Annotated in this window: 13 protein-coding genes; 3 read left to right on the top strand and 10 right to left on the bottom strand. The window is 58.6% G+C overall.

Going from position 1 to position 14,589, the window contains the following annotated elements; translation table 11 throughout:
- Positions 1–242: 242 nt before the first annotated feature.
- The 4 genes from PHW69_02795 to PHW69_02780 form a co-directional block, all read right to left on the bottom strand.
- Positions 243–1,880 (bottom strand): alpha/beta hydrolase-fold protein, encoded by a 1,638-nt coding sequence (locus tag PHW69_02795; protein MDD4004115.1) that lies wholly within the window; start codon positions 1,878–1,880, stop codon positions 243–245.
- Between the two features lie 63 nt (positions 1,881–1,943).
- Complete coding sequence (locus PHW69_02790; GenBank protein MDD4004114.1) at positions 1,944–3,668, bottom strand: ferrous iron transporter B; 1,725 nt, start codon at positions 3,666–3,668, stop codon at positions 1,944–1,946.
- Positions 3,669–3,914: a FeoA domain-containing protein gene (locus PHW69_02785; protein MDD4004113.1), complete on the bottom strand. Its 246-nt coding sequence runs from the start codon at positions 3,912–3,914 to the stop codon at positions 3,669–3,671. It lies immediately after the preceding gene.
- Positions 3,895–4,389 carry a Fur family transcriptional regulator gene (locus PHW69_02780; GenBank protein ID MDD4004112.1) on the bottom strand — a complete coding sequence of 165 codons (495 nt, stop codon included), beginning with the start codon at positions 4,387–4,389 and terminating at the stop codon, positions 3,895–3,897. The genes PHW69_02785 and PHW69_02780 overlap by 20 nt, the downstream gene beginning before the upstream one ends.
- A 194-nt stretch (positions 4,390–4,583) precedes the next feature.
- Between PHW69_02780 and PHW69_02775 the strand changes: the two genes are divergently transcribed.
- Entirely contained in the window at positions 4,584–5,747 is a 1,164-nt protein-coding gene (locus PHW69_02775) for a tetratricopeptide repeat protein (GenBank protein MDD4004111.1), read from the top strand.
- A 77-nt stretch (positions 5,748–5,824) separates the two neighbouring features.
- Here the strand turns inward: PHW69_02775 and PHW69_02770 are convergent, their stop codons facing one another.
- Positions 5,825–6,970 (bottom strand): hypothetical protein, encoded by a 1,146-nt coding sequence (locus PHW69_02770; GenBank protein MDD4004110.1) that lies wholly within the window; start codon positions 6,968–6,970, stop codon positions 5,825–5,827.
- A gap of 218 nt (positions 6,971–7,188) precedes the next feature.
- Here PHW69_02770 and PHW69_02765 point away from each other — a divergent pair, with 218 nt between their 5' ends.
- Together PHW69_02765 and PHW69_02760 are read left to right on the top strand one after the other, a co-directional pair.
- Positions 7,189–8,430 (top strand): clostripain-related cysteine peptidase, encoded by a 1,242-nt coding sequence (locus tag PHW69_02765; GenBank protein ID MDD4004109.1) that lies wholly within the window; start codon positions 7,189–7,191, stop codon positions 8,428–8,430.
- 587 nt (positions 8,431–9,017) lie between these two features.
- A complete protein-coding gene (locus PHW69_02760; protein MDD4004108.1) occupies positions 9,018–9,536 on the top strand; it encodes a hypothetical protein in 519 nt (172 codons plus the stop codon).
- A gap of 361 nt (positions 9,537–9,897) precedes the next feature.
- On the opposite strand, the gene PHW69_02755 is transcribed toward PHW69_02760, so the two are convergent.
- The 5 genes from PHW69_02755 to PHW69_02735 are packed head-to-tail and all read right to left on the bottom strand — an operon-like array spanning position 9,898 to position 14,546.
- On the bottom strand, positions 9,898–10,728 hold the full coding sequence (locus PHW69_02755) for a HEAT repeat domain-containing protein (GenBank protein ID MDD4004107.1): 831 nt from the start codon (positions 10,726–10,728) through the stop codon (positions 9,898–9,900).
- A complete protein-coding gene (locus PHW69_02750) occupies positions 10,725–11,768 on the bottom strand; it encodes a HEAT repeat domain-containing protein (GenBank protein MDD4004106.1) in 1,044 nt (347 codons plus the stop codon). Before PHW69_02750 ends, PHW69_02755 begins: the two co-directional genes overlap by 4 nt.
- On the bottom strand, positions 11,765–12,457 hold the full coding sequence (locus PHW69_02745) for a HEAT repeat domain-containing protein (GenBank protein ID MDD4004105.1): 693 nt from the start codon (positions 12,455–12,457) through the stop codon (positions 11,765–11,767). The genes PHW69_02750 and PHW69_02745 overlap by 4 nt, the downstream gene beginning before the upstream one ends.
- A complete protein-coding gene (locus PHW69_02740) occupies positions 12,454–13,419 on the bottom strand; it encodes a HEAT repeat domain-containing protein (protein ID MDD4004104.1) in 966 nt (321 codons plus the stop codon). The genes PHW69_02745 and PHW69_02740 overlap by 4 nt, the downstream gene beginning before the upstream one ends.
- Entirely contained in the window at positions 13,416–14,546 is a 1,131-nt protein-coding gene (locus PHW69_02735) for a HEAT repeat domain-containing protein (protein ID MDD4004103.1), read from the bottom strand. Before PHW69_02735 ends, PHW69_02740 begins: the two co-directional genes overlap by 4 nt.
- Positions 14,547–14,589: the final 43 nt, after the last annotated feature.

The raw sequence follows: 14,589 nt of genomic DNA, 5'->3' as shown, positions 1-14,589 counted from the left end.
GCAGTTCCAGGTTGATTCTCCAATTGAACGGACTGTTTTTAAAGAGGTTTCTCGACGTAAGATCCTGTCCGGGTGCTGTTTGTGCATAAAAAAACGCTTTTTTATTGCATTTGCGCTGCGGGTGTGGATAAACTGGCCTTGACCTGTGTAAATTTTAAAAAAAACCGTTTACAAAATTTTTAAAATATGCATTTTCAAAAGTTTTGTTGATAACTTCCGTCGCGCGGCAAAAAAGTCAGGCGTTATTTGTTTTGCGCGGCGGCCACAGCAGCCTGCGTATCCGGTTTGGTATCGGCGGCGGGCGCGGTATCTGAAACGGTATGCGTTGAAACGGCGGTGGGCGGCGGTTTCGGGAATATCTTTTGCAGATGCGTATATTTTGCCGGGTCCGTCCGGTATTTGATCGGGCCGGCGATCATGCCTGCCGCTTTCGCCGGCGACAGAACCTTCAACTGGATTTTTTTCGCCAGATTCCTGCTCTTTATCTGGTCGGACGAGAGCCACGCCGCCGGGCGGAAATTTATTGACGCGTCAGCCGTAACCAGCAGTTGCCGGGGCGGCAGGAAATTGCCCCGCGAATCTTTTTCCGCGGTATCGCAATCGCCCAGCGTGAAATTGAAACGCAAAGCCGTGCCTGCGGGAAACCGCCGGCTGAACCGGTAATGGCGGCTTCCGGTTTTGCCGGGTGTGAGCGCAATCCCGTCCGGTTTGCCGCCTCCAAGCAGGGCGCTGTTGCCGGACAGGTATATTTTCGCGTTTTCAGGAGTGTCTTTCGGAGCGGTTACGGTAAATGTCACCATGAAACTGTCCGCCGCTTTTTTTACCACCGACACTTTGGCCGAACCCGTCAGTTTGCCCAGCCTGCCCGTTACGGTTACCGGGCCGGGCGCCGCGCCGTAACGCAGTGTCAGCAGCCCGTTCCGATATCCGAAATAGGGCGGCGAAACCCTGATTTCGTTTTCCCTGGGAATGCGGTCGGCGGTGATGCCGTTTCTGTAACGGGTTTTGAGCGAAAACAGTATGTTTTCCGGTACGCGGTTGAGCCCCGCCTTTCTGCCGGAAACGCGCCCGGAAACCGACACCGGCTCAAACCCCGGTCCGTCGGAGAGAAAGGTGAGCGCGTCTTTCAGCCGGGCGGCTTTTTCGCCCGGCGCGAATAAAGCCGTTTCGCGCAGCGCGGTCAGGTAATTGTGCCCGTAAAGGAACGGGCTGTTGTTCAGGGCTGCGGCGAACGCCGTCAGCCGGGCAACAGGTTCGGTGAGAAAATTGGGGCCCGGCTCCGATCCGTCGGCGGGGCTGGCATCAAGCCAGAGCTTCAGCCTGGGGTCGTTGAAGCCGGTTTTTTTTACGTCCGTCTGCGGCACGAGCGGCGAAAACAGCGCGCCGCGGCTGAAGCTGTCATAGCTGCGCAGGATTGCGAGCGCTGTTTTGCAGTCTTCGCCGGCGGCGGCGATAATGCGGTTGTCGGAGCTGTGCAGCGTGCGGAAATTGCTGTCAATATACGGTACCAGTTCGCGCGCGACGAACTCCGCCTGGCGGCCGGCGGCGACGGGCGCGGTTGAAACTTCCGCCGGCTCGATTTCCACCAGTATGATTGGCGGCGTGATTCTGGCTTTCAGGAGCTGGCGCGTGACCTGTTCGGTCTGCCAGCCGCGCGCTCCGCCCGAGTCCGCAATCATATAAAAAGAAGGATAGACCGCGTTTTCGGTTGTGTAATTGTCCGGCAGTATGACCCGCACCGTGCGGCAGATATCCTTTTTTTCGGAACAGAAATCCAGATGCAGGTAGGTGTTGCCAAGCTCGACGATATTGCGCGCGCTGGCGGCAAACCCTGTCCCGCAGAACACAAACAACGCAAGCCATGGAAGCGATGATCTCATGGCAATATGATATTATTTACGCCGTTTCCTTTCAATAGAGAAAGCCCGGGTTGTGCCGTTTCGTCAGATTAAATGGAACAGCAGGTTCAGCAGGCCTGCGGTGACGAGCGCGGCCAGCAGGTTGAAAGCCGTTACGCGGGCGCAGTCTTTCAATCCTGCTTCGCGCAGCATGACCAGCAGTGTCGCAGCGCACGGCATATACATGGAAAGAAATACCGCCGCCACCGCCAGTTGTTCGCCGGTCATGCCGAACGGCGCGAGCAGCGCGATGGAAATGTCCTTTCTCAGAAACCCCAGCGCGATCACCGATACCGTTTCCGGCGGCAGGCCCAGCAGCCGGACGACCGGCCAGCGGAACAGTTCTTCCGCCAGATGAACAAGGCCCGCCATTTCCGCGATATTGATGATCAGCACGCCCGCCATTATCATCGGCATGGCTTCCACGATATATTCCGCCAGCCGCAGCCGCAGCTTGAGCATGAAAGGGCCGTACAGCGGCAGGCGGAAGGGCGGAATTTCGAGCAGCAGTTCCGGCGAATCGCCGCGCGACAGCCGGTGCAGGACCGCGCCCGCCGCCAGTCCCGCCGCCGCCAGCGCGGCGAACACCGCCAGCACATACCCCTCGCCTTGCGGGCCGATAACGCCGATTATCATGGCGGTCTGGGAAATGCAGGGCGCGAGCAGCAGCGTCATCGAAAGCGCGATAATGCGTTCGCGCCGGGTCGCCAGAGTGCGCGCCGCCAGTATACCCGGCACCTTGCAGCCCATACCCATTATTATCGGGATGCTGGCGTGTCCGTGCAGGCCGACTTTGTGCAGTGCGTTATCAAGCAGCACCGCGATTCTGGCCAGGTACCCGGTATCCTCCAGCAAGCCCAGCAGGCAGTAGAACGACAGGACATAGGCGAACACTTCCACGGCGGCGATATGCACCGCGCCGGCCAGCAGGCCGAAATTTGCCGCCGCGGGATCCGGCCCGCCGGAAAGCAGGGTTTTTATAACCCCGTCCTGCAGTGGCGAAAGCGCGAAAGTGATCAGCGGAAGATAAAAGTTTTCATAAACCGGATCCAGCGCGAACGCTATCAGCGCTTCGCCGAGATAATGCACGCCGGCCAGCGCGAGCAGCAGTACTGCGGCCGCCAGCGGCAGGCCCGTGGCGGGCCGCATGGACAAGGCCTGCAGTTTTTCCGCGAACGAGGCGTGTTTGTGCCGGATGACCTGAACGCGGCGGCTCAATGCGCCTATAAACTGCCATTTCTGCGTATCGGACATCATTGCCGGGCGCGGACCCGGTGCCGGGTGCCCGGCGATTATTTTCCCGGCTTCACGCGCCAGTTTCCCCACGCCTTCACCCGTGACCGCTATGAACGGCACCACCGCCACGCCCAGCGCGGCGGACAGTTTCGCGCAGTCAATGTCAATGCCCTGGCGTTTCGCTATGTCGAACTTGTTGAGCAGCAGTATTGTCGGGCGGGCCAGCTCAAGAATTTCCAGCGTGAAGAACAGGTTGCGTTCCAGAGCGGTCGCGTCGAGCACATGAATGAAAAGGCTGACATCGTCGCTTTTGATCAGCCGGCAGGCGGCATTCTCCGCCTCGCAGGACGGCTCAAGGCTGTAGGTTCCGGGCACGTCCGTCAGGCTATAACTGCGCCCGGCGAGCTGCGCCGTGCCGTTTTTGACGGTTACCGTGGTGCCGGGGTAATTTGCCGAGATTGTGGCCAGCCCCGTCAGCCGCGAGAACACCGCGCTTTTCCCCACGTTCGGGTTTCCCGTAAGCAATACCTGCATTTAGCCCGGCTCCAGTTCGACAAGTATTTTGGCGGCCAGCGATGCGCCCAGCGCAATGGAAACGCCGGATGATTCCACAACAACCGGCCCGTGCCGGCCGCCGGAAATCTTGCGTATTGCCCGGCCGGGCACGATCCCCATCACCAGCAGCTTGCGGGCGACGCCGTGCCCCGCGCTGAATTCACGCACCACCGCGGTTTCTCCGAACTCCATATCCGTAACCGATTTAACCGGTTTTTCTGTCATGTTGTTTTTCCGTGTTGCAGTTTCTGCACAGGCCGCGTATTTCAAAGGAATGGGCCAGCGGAGTGAACCCGTGACGTCTGGTTTCGGCTTCCTGGCACGCTTCCATTGCGGGGCTGGAAAACTCTATAATCCTGCCGCATTTCACGCACAGCATGTGATGATGATGCCGTTCGGGCGAGGACGGAGCCAGCTCGAACCCGTATTTGCCGCCGATGGCGCATTTCACTATCAGCCCGGACTCGAGAAATATCCTGAGCGTTCTGAACACCGTCGCCCGGCCCAGTCCGCTGGGCCGCTGGTCCAGATAAATATCCTCCGCAGTTTTATGCGGGTTTGACGCGAGGAAATATCCGAGCATCGCTTTTCGCGGCGCAGTGAGCTTGTGGCCCGCGGCGGCCAGCCGCCGGCAGAACGAGTCCATAAGCTGCGGGTTTGTCCGCGGGCGCTGCCGTATATCATGACCTTTGCCGTGCATGTTTTCCCCTGCCGCCCGTATTATGGTTTTGGCGCATATTGAAATTTCCGCAATTGATACTGATACTTCCGTATCAATTATAATCTGTTTCCCCTTTGCAAGTCAAGCGCATAAAACTACAATATAGCGGGCGGAGCTGTTTTTCGCAGGAGAGCGTCTGGCGGCCGGCGCGGCTGGAATTTCGGGAGCGGTTTATGCGGAAATATTTTGTTGTTGCGGGGCTGGCTGTGCTGGCGTGTATGACAGGCTGCGGCGGCGAGGACTCCCGGTCGCCGGTGGATAAGGAGTTTGACACCTATGTCGAACTTACCCGCAATTCCGCCAACGCAGAGGCGATGATCCGCTATTCGTCGGAGGCGCTCAATTTATGGAAGGTTTCGCGCGGCGAGCCCATCCGGGCGGAACTGCTTGGCTATCGCGCGCTGGGCTATTACACGAAAAAGGAACTGGATTATGCGCGCGAGGATTATGAACTGGTCGTCCGGCTTGCGCCCAATGACGCGGAAATGTACAGCAATCTGGGCCGTGTTTATTCCGACATGGGCCGCTATGCCGACGCGGAAGCCACGCTCAACCGCGCGCTGCTGCTTAATCCGGCGTCTTTTTCCGCCAATTTCAATATCGGGTTCAATTTCGAGCGGCAGAAGAATTTAAGCAAAGCCTATCAGTATTACGGCGAAGCCATCCGTCTCAATCCCCACTTTGCCGAAGCCTACTACCGGCGCGCGGAAATGCTCGGCGCGCGCGACGAGATTCCCGCCGCCCTGTCGGATTATGCCGATGCGGTCCGCCTCGACCCCAAAATGGCCAACGCCTATTACCAGCGGGCCATGCTGCTGGCCCGCACCGGCTATACGGATCAGGCGATTGACGAACTGACCAAATGCGTCAGCATAAGCCCCAACAACGAACAGGCGTTTTTCATGCGCGGTTACTATTATTTCAAAGCCGGCAAATTCAGCAAGGCCGCCAATGATTTCGGGGTGGTGCTGGAGCTTTCCCCGAGCGATATTAACGCCGCCGTTTACCGCGGGTATTCCTATCTGCTGCAGGACAAGCCGCGGTATTCCCGGTATGATTTTGAGAATATCGTGAAAAGCGGGCGCAACAGCATGTTGGCTCAGCTGGGCCTGTCCGTGGCGCATTTAAGGGAAGGCCATCCCGAATTCGCTGTCTACGAATATCATGTTATCGAGAAACAGTATCCTTCATTTATCCGGCCGGCTAGGGAGCTGGCGGCGATAGAAAAGTATTTTTATCTCAAATCGCTGGAAGCGGATATAGCCGAGATCCAGCGCAGGGCGCTCAAGTCGGCGGGCAAAGCCCCGATGGGCGAGTCGGTGAGGCTGCTGCAGTAAGCGGTTTTTGCAGTGCACGGAAAAACGCCCTGCGCATCAAAGATGCGCAGGGCGTTTTCCAAAGAGTCGCATGGCCGTTATTTAACCGAGAATCCGGCCGTTAGCACTCCGTTGTTCAAAGAAAGCGCGTCGAGCGTAACGGCCGCGCCGTGCACAAAAGATTCCGGTTTCAGCTCCAGCGCGAGCGTTTCGCGGTTTTCCTGGCGTGCCCAAGCGTGGCGGGCGAGGTTTTTATCCTTGACCGCGCCCTGCAGCCCGAGATTTATCAGGCTGTCCTGAGCGGAAGCCGTCAGCGCGCCCGGCACGCTGGCCAGCGGCTCCGCTCCGCGGTAAATTTTATGTACGGTTATGGAAGCTATGGTCAGCCGCACCGTATTGGGGCGGGGCAGCTGTATTTTGCCGGTCGCGGTGAAATGCGCGGCGAGTTTCCCCCCCCGCAGCCATTTGGGCAATTCCACGCCGGTATTGCCTTTTCCCGACAGAACAAGGCCGTTGGCGGCAAAGCTGACTCCGCCGGGGCTGATATCGAACGTCAGGCCGGGTATTTTCATGGTTTTAAGGATTTTATTGGCCAGTCCCTGTCCTGCGAGCAGGCCGCAGGGCTGATTGTCCGGCGCGGACGAGCCGCCATTATCCGCGACGGCGGTCAGCGTTCCGTCAGCCATGTCGAACCGGCGCAGGGCTACGCCGGAAGCGAACGGCGATAATACCTGCGGCTGAAACCGGGCGTATATTATGCAGGCCTGCCGGTCATAGGTGAAAACGACCAGATTTGCCAGCCTGGCCGCGTTCAGCGCAGCTGTCAGCTTGTCTGTTATGGCGTAAACCTGCGTGGCAAGCCGGGCTTTCTGTTCCCCGCTCGCCTTTTCAGGAGTGACGGGCGGCTCCCCGTCCATGCTGAAATTTTCCAGCTTCAGGGCGGCGGCGTTAAGCGCGGTTTTGAACGGAGTTATCTGCACGACGGGGCGGTATCCGTGCGCGTTGCCGTATCTGAGATTGGAAAGCAGAAGCCCCTTGCCGGAAGCGGACAGGACCGGTTTGCCGGGCTCAAGTATCGTGAACACGTTGTCGCGGCGGAGCGCGGCGGCGACGATGCTGTTGAGGGTCGAGCAGGTGAGCGACAGTCTGATCGCCGCGGATTCCTCTTTTGCAAGCGGTTTCGCGTTTAGCGGAGAAACCGTTACAAGCAGCGCGGCAAAGCCGGCCAGAATGTTTTTTTTCATAATATGTATCCCGCCCGGGCATTGGGTAACCTGCACTCGCAGAAACTGTTTATGCTGCCCGTTCTGTCTATATAGTTTGCCTTTGCTTGAATGATACAACTATATTAATAATACATCAAAAACGCCAAAATTGCAGGCCTGTGTCAGTTCCGGGCCTGTTGGCCCTTGTCCAGTATGCCGCTTTGGCATATAATTTACACAGAGTTCAAGGAGATCATATGCGTGTAATAATTTCGTTGCTGCTGATATTTTCCGCCGGGTTTGCCAGTGCCGCGGGCGGCCGTGCCGTGCAGGCGGATCCCGTGCGGGACTGGACAATAATGCTTTATATGAGCGGCAAGCGCGGAGTACCGGGCGGCGCCTGGGATGACGCGGCCGAGCTTGCCAAGACCGGCACCACCGGCAATGTCGCCGTTGTGGCGGAGGTTGGCTGCGGAGGTTTTGAAGACGGGTTCACTGGCACCAAACGTTTTGTCATAACGAAAGGCATGGATATTCTTGCCGCCGAGCCGCAGGAGCGGCTCGACAACGTGGATCAGGGCGACTGGAAAAATCTGGTCAAATTTGTGCGCTGGGCCAAGGAGCGTGCGCCGGCGAAACGGTATATGTTTGTTTTCTGGGCGCACGGGGCCGGGTTTTTTGATGAGAAAAAATCGCAGGACATTTCCGACCGCGGGGTCGGTTTTGATCTGACTACCGGAAATTACCTTACTTTGCCGCAATTGCGGTTTTTTGCCCGGGAAGCGCAGGTTGATGTGATAGCCTTTAACTCCTGTCTGATGGGTATGGCGGAAGTAATGCATGAATTGGGTTCCGATGTTAAATATGTCGTCGCCAGCGAGGAAACCGTGCCCGGAGATGGTTATGATTACGCGAGTTTTCTGGCGGCGCTTGCCGATAAACCATCCTCCACGGCGGAGCAGGCCGCCCTGCTGCTGGCCTCTACCTATATGAAATCTTATGCGGGCGAAGAGGTTCAGATCGGGGTTATCAGGCCGGCCGCCAGCCTGCAACTCGCCAAAATGCTTTCCGTATGGCAGCAGAACGCGCGCAAGCTGGATGATGTGCAGGCGTTTAAGTACGCCAACGAATATGTGCTGCGGTTTGCCAGCGTGCTTACTGGCCAGCGTGACACCTCGATATTCGGCGATCTTGGCGAGTTCCTCAAACTGTTTAATTCCCGGCTGGACATGGCCCGGCCCGGCGCGCAACTGGTGAAGGAACAGGGTGACGAGATAGTCGGATATATTGCCAAAAAAATGGCTGTTTCGTACGGTTCCGGGAAATATGCCGGCGCGACGGGTGTTTCCGTTCATCTGCCTGCGCTGTCGCCGAAAATCACTTATGAGCTTATGAGCAACCCCGCATTTCTCGAGGTCATGTACCCGAATCTGCCGTTTGCTCAAGACGCGAAATGGTGCGATTTCCTTCCATGGGCTTACGCAGCCAGGACCAGATAACAGCGAATTGATTAAATGAAGCCGGGCGGAAAGTTTTCCGCCCGGCTTTGTAAATTCCGCTCACAAACCCCCGGCGTTTGTCTGCACGGCATAATGATTGCCGGCATGGCATAACTCAGGCAGGGGGATGGAGCGTGTAACCCTGCGCAAGCAGGGCAAACGAAGCTTGGACCAAAAGAAACCCCCGGCTTACGCCGGAGGAGGTTCATTATTTCATATGCCGGAGACCGGGGAACCCTGTCAGGCAATCCAGGAATCTTGCCATGAGGCGGTTTTCTCCGGTTGTTAAAATCAGTCATTTTTGACTGCTTGCGCCCTGTTCGTCGGTCCATAAACAACCGTCAGCTTTTCCTCAATGGCTTCGGATGCCTGCCGGTATCTTTTCTGGATTGCGAAAGCATATTCCATACGGGTTTGTCGTGTCGTTATCCACCCCTTGCGGCTCCCGAAAACAGGCCGCTAAAAGTTTAACTGGTAAACTGCACAACGATTGGTCCTATGGCTGGATTTCAGCTTGCGCAATACGGGAACTGGTAAAGAGCGCTGATTAGCACTATAATGTATATATATCTTTTTATGGAGGCCTTATGAAACGGGTTTTAACAGCATTGTGCGCCGCAGGTTTCGCAATAGTAGCGGGCGGCTGCATGTCAAAAGAGGTCGTTGTGCCTCCGAACCAGCCGGCGCAGCGGCATTTCGAGGCGTCACTGGACACGACCTGGCGGGCGGTTCTCCTGGCTTTATCCGATTCCAATATTCCCATCAAGAACATGCAGAAAAACAGCGGATTTTTAAATACGGAATTCGTGCTGTTCAAAGATGTGGATGAATTCGCGGAAAACGCTATTTGCCAGCGGGATCCGTCCGGCTGGATGTCGCCCTACGGTTCGGGCCGTTATACGGTTAGTGTTGTTGCCGCGGCGCGCGACGGCGGAACCGACCTTAGGCTGACCACCTATATCGAGGCGTCCAATGACGTAAGCGGCACGCGCGAAGTTTGCGCGTCGCGCGGCGAAGTTGAACGCCGGCTGTTCGCGCGGATTCAGGCGGGCTTGGCTGATCCCGCGCCCGCCGCCGAACCAGCCGCGCTGTCCGGCGCGAAATAGCCGGCTCTGCGGCCGCTGCTTTTGTAAATGAGACTCCCCCGGCTTACGCCGGGGGTTTCTTTTGGTCCAAACTTCGTTTGCCCTGCTTGCGCAGGGTTACACGCTCCATCCCCCTGCCTGAGTTATGCCATGCCGGCAATCATTATGCCGTGCCGGCCAGCGCCGGGGGGTTGTGAGCGGAATTTATAAACCTCCTCGTCTGCCGGGGAGGTTTTTCATTAAATTCGTTTGCGAAACTCCGGCACGCGAGCGGCCAGTTTAAGTGTGTATCGCAGCAGGCGGGGCAGCCCGAGGCGTGTCTGAACAAACTCTCCGGCTTACGCCGGAGAGTTTGTATAGTGCAAAAGAATACCGGGAGATATTAAAACTGCGCCAGATAAGGCTGCGCGAGCGTTTGCAGGTCCTGCGGCAGAGCCGCGAGATTTTGCCGGATTGCCGAGGCCGCTTCGGCTGATTTTTGCAGAATCAGCCATTCAATAACATCATGCGCCGCTTCCCGGACGACAGGATCGGCGGCGTTTAAAAGCGGCGCCGCCGCTTCGGCCGTGCCGGGCAGATCCATGGACGCAAGCGCCGAGGCCGCCGCTTCGGCCGTAGCCGGACTGGCCAGCGCGGCCAGCGCGGGTTTTAGCGCCGCAGGCTCTTTCACCGTTGCCAGCGCGTAAAGCGAGAGCAGTTTCAGCTCCGTGTCCGGCTGGGCGAGCAGGGCGCACAGTTTTTCAGCCGCTTCGGGCGAGCCGATCCGGCCCAGCGCCGATACCGCCGCCGCTCGGACTTCGGTGTCGGGGTCGGACGTCGCGACGGAATACAGACGCCCGACCGAGCCTGCGTTTTTAATGCGGCCCAGCGCAAACGCCGCGGCGTTTTTTACGGAAGCGTCGCGGTCGCCCAGAGTTTTTTCAATGAGCGGAGCCGACTGGTCCGCTTCGCAAAGTCCGCCCAGTTCTTCCACGGCGTTTTTTCGTTCGCCCGGCTGCGGCGAAGCGATTTCCAGTTTGTACTGCGCCATGCAGGCGGGGCAGTCAGGCCCGGTGTCACGCTCGGGAGAGAATAACATGTCGCGCGGCAATTCCAGGGCCGGCTGCGGCGGTTTTTTGCCGTAGCCCAGTTCTTTATAAACTACTCCCCCAGCGGCCGCCAGCAAGACGGTCAGGCAAACGGTTCTGGCTGTTTTTTTGCTGTGCGGGCTCATTGTTCCTCGTGCGGGATCAGGTGCCGTTTTTTCACTTCTGACCGGGCGGCTTTTATCGCTTCGTCCGTATATTGGTCGTCGTCGAGCGTCAGCAGATATTCAATAATTTCCGGCGTGTCCATTTCCGCGAGCAGCTGGGCCGCGGCGGAAGATTCGCCGGAATCCTTTGATTTGAGCAGCCGTTTCAGTTTGTCGGCCAGCGTGTCGTCGCGCAGGTTGCGGATGCAGTCGAGCGCGGCCGCGCGTTGCGGCGTGTTCAGCTGCTGCACAAACAGCGGCCAGGCGGCGCGGTTGCGCATGGCGCATAGCGTGTTGAACGCAGGCGCCCGGAACGGCCCGTGTTTTTCCTGCGCGAGTTCCATAAGCGCGGGAATCGCGCGGGGATAATAAATCCTGCGCAGCGAATCTATGCATGAAAGCACCAGTTCCGGCGGGTTGTCTTTCGACGCATCAACCACAAATAAAAGGCTTTCCCCGGCCTGATTCAGCCCCATTACGCCCAGCGCGGCCGCGGCGTCCGCGCGGTACTGGTCAGGCCCCTTGCGCACGATTAGCGAAAGCCGGTCCCGGGTGGCGGGATCGCCGCGCCGGCCCAGCGTGAAAATAACCTTTTTCACCAGTGGCTCGTCCGGCGAATCAAGCTCGTCAAGCAGGTCTTTCGAAACAGACTGGTCGGCGTAGCCCGCCAGCGCGGTGACCGCCGCAGAGCTTGCAAGCGGACTGCTGTCCGTCAACCTGATAATAAGCGCGCCGACCGCCGGCATGCACTGCCGCCGGCCCAGTTCCGTGGCGGCTTCAGCTCGTAATTCAGGTGTTTCGTGCCCGAGATAGCTTATCAGCCGGTCGTCGGTTTCCGTGCCCCACAGGTGTTTGTAGCCGGCGGTGGAAATTTTTACCGGCACCAGATAGGTCGCGCCGGCGGGTTTGGTTTTTGCCGCGGCGTTTTTCTTCCGGGCGGCATGCGGGGATTTCGCGGCCCTGGCGGCGGCGCAAGGCGAAATCAGCAATAGAAAAACCGGTAAAATGCGTGACAGTTTCACTTTCGTTTTTTTGAGCCGGGTCCTTTTTTATTCGAGAACGTGGTGTTTGGCGCGATTATCAGTTTTTCCGCATTTCCTGCGGGCTGTTGCGGTTGCGCTTCTTCATCCGAGGAATCAGTCCTGCCGTAATATTTCGCCGGTTTGGACTGTGGCAGTTTTTCCAGCGCCGACTTCGCGGCGGAACGCACTTTGGCATTATCGTCAGTTTCCGCGGCGTATTGCAGCGCGGTTTTGGTTTTTGAGCCGTTGATGCCGAACAGCGCCTGCACCGCCGCGAGCCGCACCGTGTAATCGCCGGTTTCAAGCTGTTTGATCACAAGGCTTTCCGTTTCCGCGTCGCGGTACTGGCCCAGCTGTTTGAGCGCGGCGATTTTCACCGCGGATTCGGGGCGCGCAAGCGCGTCGGTATAGGCTTTTTTGGCGGCGTAACTGTCAGTCAGCTCGGAAACGGTGTCCAGATTATACAGAACCGTCTGCGCGTCCATCGTGGCGATGTTTTTCGACAGTTCCATCGCCAGATAGTCGCTGGATGTGGCGCTGCTTCCGGCGACAGTGCCGTTGGCGGACCGGCCCGCCGTTTTTATCTCGTCGCCGAGCATCTGATACTCGTCTTTGCCGTCGTTGATTTCGGCGTGCGCGGCGGGAGCCAGGCACACCGCAGCGACAAGGAGCTTGAGAACCGGGTTCATTGACCCGCCTGCGGCGCGGGTTCCTTCTTCTTACCGCCCGAAAGCGCCGTTATGGCGCGTCCGAAAGCCGCTTTTACCGCTTCGTCTTTTTCCGTTCCGGCATATTTCTCCAGATCTGGCAGCTGGTTCTCCGCCGAGCATTTTGCCAGTGCGTCGGCGGCGGCTGCCCGGATGGAGGGTTCCGCGTCGCCCAGCGCCGGAACCAGAAACACGCCCGCGTCAGGCGAACCGATTTCCTTGAGCGCGGCTATCGCGGTCAGCTTGACCCGCAGGTCAGAATCCGCCGCGCCCGCGCCCAGCGCGCTGACCGCTTCGGTGCTTTTGAGTGTGCCCAGCGCGCGCGCCAGCGTGATTTTGGCGGCCAGATTGGCGTTTTTATACAAATCAATTATAACCGGCGCGGCCGGTTTGTATTGCAGTTCGCCCAGCGCGGCGGCGGCCGCGGCCTGCAGCTGCCAGTCGCCGGGACTGCTCATTGCCTGCAACAGCGGTTTGATGGCGGCAGGGTCGCCTATCTGGCCCAGCGCGGAAGCGGCGCGCGAACGCAGCGGATCTTTTTCGTTTTTCAGGATATCAAGCAGAATTAAGACCGCGTCTTTGAGTTTAAGCGAGCCAGCCGCGTCCAGCGCGCTGGCGCGGGCCAGCCGGTCCTCCGAGGTCAGCAGCGGCAATACCGTTTTGGCGGCTTCGGCTCGCATGGCGTCGCTGGACAGTTTTGCCAGCGCCTTCGCCGCTGAAAGCCTGACCGGCGCGGCCGGGCTCTTAAGCTGGGCCGCTATCGCCGCCGCCGATTCCACATCCTGCGTTTTAAGCAGTTCGCGGATAATCGTCAGTTGTTCGTTTACCGGGGCCGTGCCGAGCCGCGTGATAAGCTCCGCCGTCTTTTTTGACGGCTGCGCGAAAACCGTTCCTCCGCCCAGCAGAGCGGTAACAAGCATTAGCGCCGTTAAAGTTCTGGTCATAATTTCTCCTGTTTTTTCGCCAGCAGTTCCCGCGCTTTTGCGGAAACGGCCGGAGTTTTGTCCTGCGAGAGTTCTTTCAAAACCGCGAGCGCCGCCGGCGTATCGGCGGCGTAAAGCCAGTCAAGACTGTCCAGCCTGAGCTCCTGCCCGGCGGCTGTATCCCGGGCCAGCCGCGCGAATTCCGGCACCGATTCCGGGTCTTTCATGCCAGCCAGCATCTGGCCCGCCAGCCGGCGCAGCGCGGCTGTTTGTCCGTTTTTCAGGATATCGGAGAGCGGATCCAGCACTTTTTTCCCGCATTTTCCGAGTCCGCGCACCGCGCCCGCGGCTATTTCAGGTTCGCCGGACCGCGCCGTTTCGATAAGGAAATCAATGTTGTCATCGTTATTAACCGCACCCAGCGCGGAGGCCGCCGCCGCGCGGACTGTGAAATTCACCGTTTCTGTTCCGATTATCCGCCTCAGAATCGCCTGCGCCTGCTCGGTGCCTATTGCGCCGAGCGCGTGCATGGCTATCGCGCCGATCGCGGGGCTTTCGTCCCGCGCCAGCTCGGCAAAATTGCCGGTTGTTTTGGGATCGCCGATCTGGGCCAGCGCGCGCGCGCACTCCCGGCGCGTTTCGAAATTCGCGCCGTGCATGGCGAAAAGCAGCTTTTCAATGGCGGCGGGGTCTTTCTGCCGGCCTGTCGCGCGCAGGGCTTGCAGCCGGACAGATTCGTCTTTGTCCATCAGCGCGGAAGAGATCGCGCCGCGCGCCTCGTCGGTTTTTATAAAGCCCAGTGTGCCGATCGCGGCGCCGCGCACTTCGGGAGCTGAATCCACCGCCGCAGTAAGGGCGGCTCGTTCCGCGTCGCCGTATTTGGCGAACCGGCTCAGCTGTTGCAGTGCGGCGGTCCGTACCGGTATTGACCGGTCGTCTGTGGCGGCCGCGGCCAGCAGTCTGGCGGCGTATTCAGGATCGCCGAGCAGGTCAATATTTCCGATCGCCTCTATTTTTTCCGTGTCGGTGCCTTTGCTTATGTTGTACAGCACTTCGGCCTGTGTAAGCGGCTGGGTAGTCTGGGCGCTTGCGCCCGGCCCCGTGGCCAGCGCCAAAGCAAAGCCTAATAATCCGATATATCTTGCCATATGTGCATTATATTAAATTTAGGCGTGCGCGCTTCAGGCAAAA

The sequence above is a fragment of the Elusimicrobiaceae bacterium genome, assembly GCA_028700325.1.
GTDB lineage: Bacteria > Elusimicrobiota > Elusimicrobia > Elusimicrobiales > Elusimicrobiaceae > JAQVSV01.
Note: the sequence above shows the minus strand (reverse complement) of the source record. Positions and strands in the feature narration are given on the sequence as shown.

Excerpts from the sequence above, each read along its gene's own strand:
- PHW69_02765 (MDD4004109.1), top strand. The coding sequence starts at position 7,189 with ATGCGTGTAATAATTTCGTTGCTGCTGATATTTTCCGCCGGGTTTGCC.
- PHW69_02740 (MDD4004104.1), bottom strand. The coding sequence starts at position 13,419 with ATGACCAGAACTTTAACGGCGCTAATGCTTGTTACCGCTCTGCTGGGC.
- PHW69_02760 (MDD4004108.1), top strand. The coding sequence starts at position 9,018 with ATGAAACGGGTTTTAACAGCATTGTGCGCCGCAGGTTTCGCAATAGTA.
- PHW69_02735 (MDD4004103.1), bottom strand. The coding sequence starts at position 14,546 with ATGGCAAGATATATCGGATTATTAGGCTTTGCTTTGGCGCTGGCCACG.
- PHW69_02755 (MDD4004107.1), bottom strand. The coding sequence starts at position 10,728 with ATGAGCCCGCACAGCAAAAAAACAGCCAGAACCGTTTGCCTGACCGTC.
- PHW69_02770 (MDD4004110.1), bottom strand. The coding sequence starts at position 6,970 with ATGAAAAAAAACATTCTGGCCGGCTTTGCCGCGCTGCTTGTAACGGTT.
- PHW69_02780 (MDD4004112.1), bottom strand. The coding sequence starts at position 4,389 with ATGCACGGCAAAGGTCATGATATACGGCAGCGCCCGCGGACAAACCCG.
- PHW69_02785 (MDD4004113.1), bottom strand. The coding sequence starts at position 3,914 with ATGACAGAAAAACCGGTTAAATCGGTTACGGATATGGAGTTCGGAGAA.
- PHW69_02790 (MDD4004114.1), bottom strand. The coding sequence starts at position 3,668 with ATGCAGGTATTGCTTACGGGAAACCCGAACGTGGGGAAAAGCGCGGTG.
- PHW69_02795 (MDD4004115.1), bottom strand. The coding sequence starts at position 1,880 with ATGAGATCATCGCTTCCATGGCTTGCGTTGTTTGTGTTCTGCGGGACA.
- PHW69_02775 (MDD4004111.1), top strand. The coding sequence starts at position 4,584 with ATGCGGAAATATTTTGTTGTTGCGGGGCTGGCTGTGCTGGCGTGTATG.
- PHW69_02745 (MDD4004105.1), bottom strand. The coding sequence starts at position 12,457 with ATGAACCCGGTTCTCAAGCTCCTTGTCGCTGCGGTGTGCCTGGCTCCC.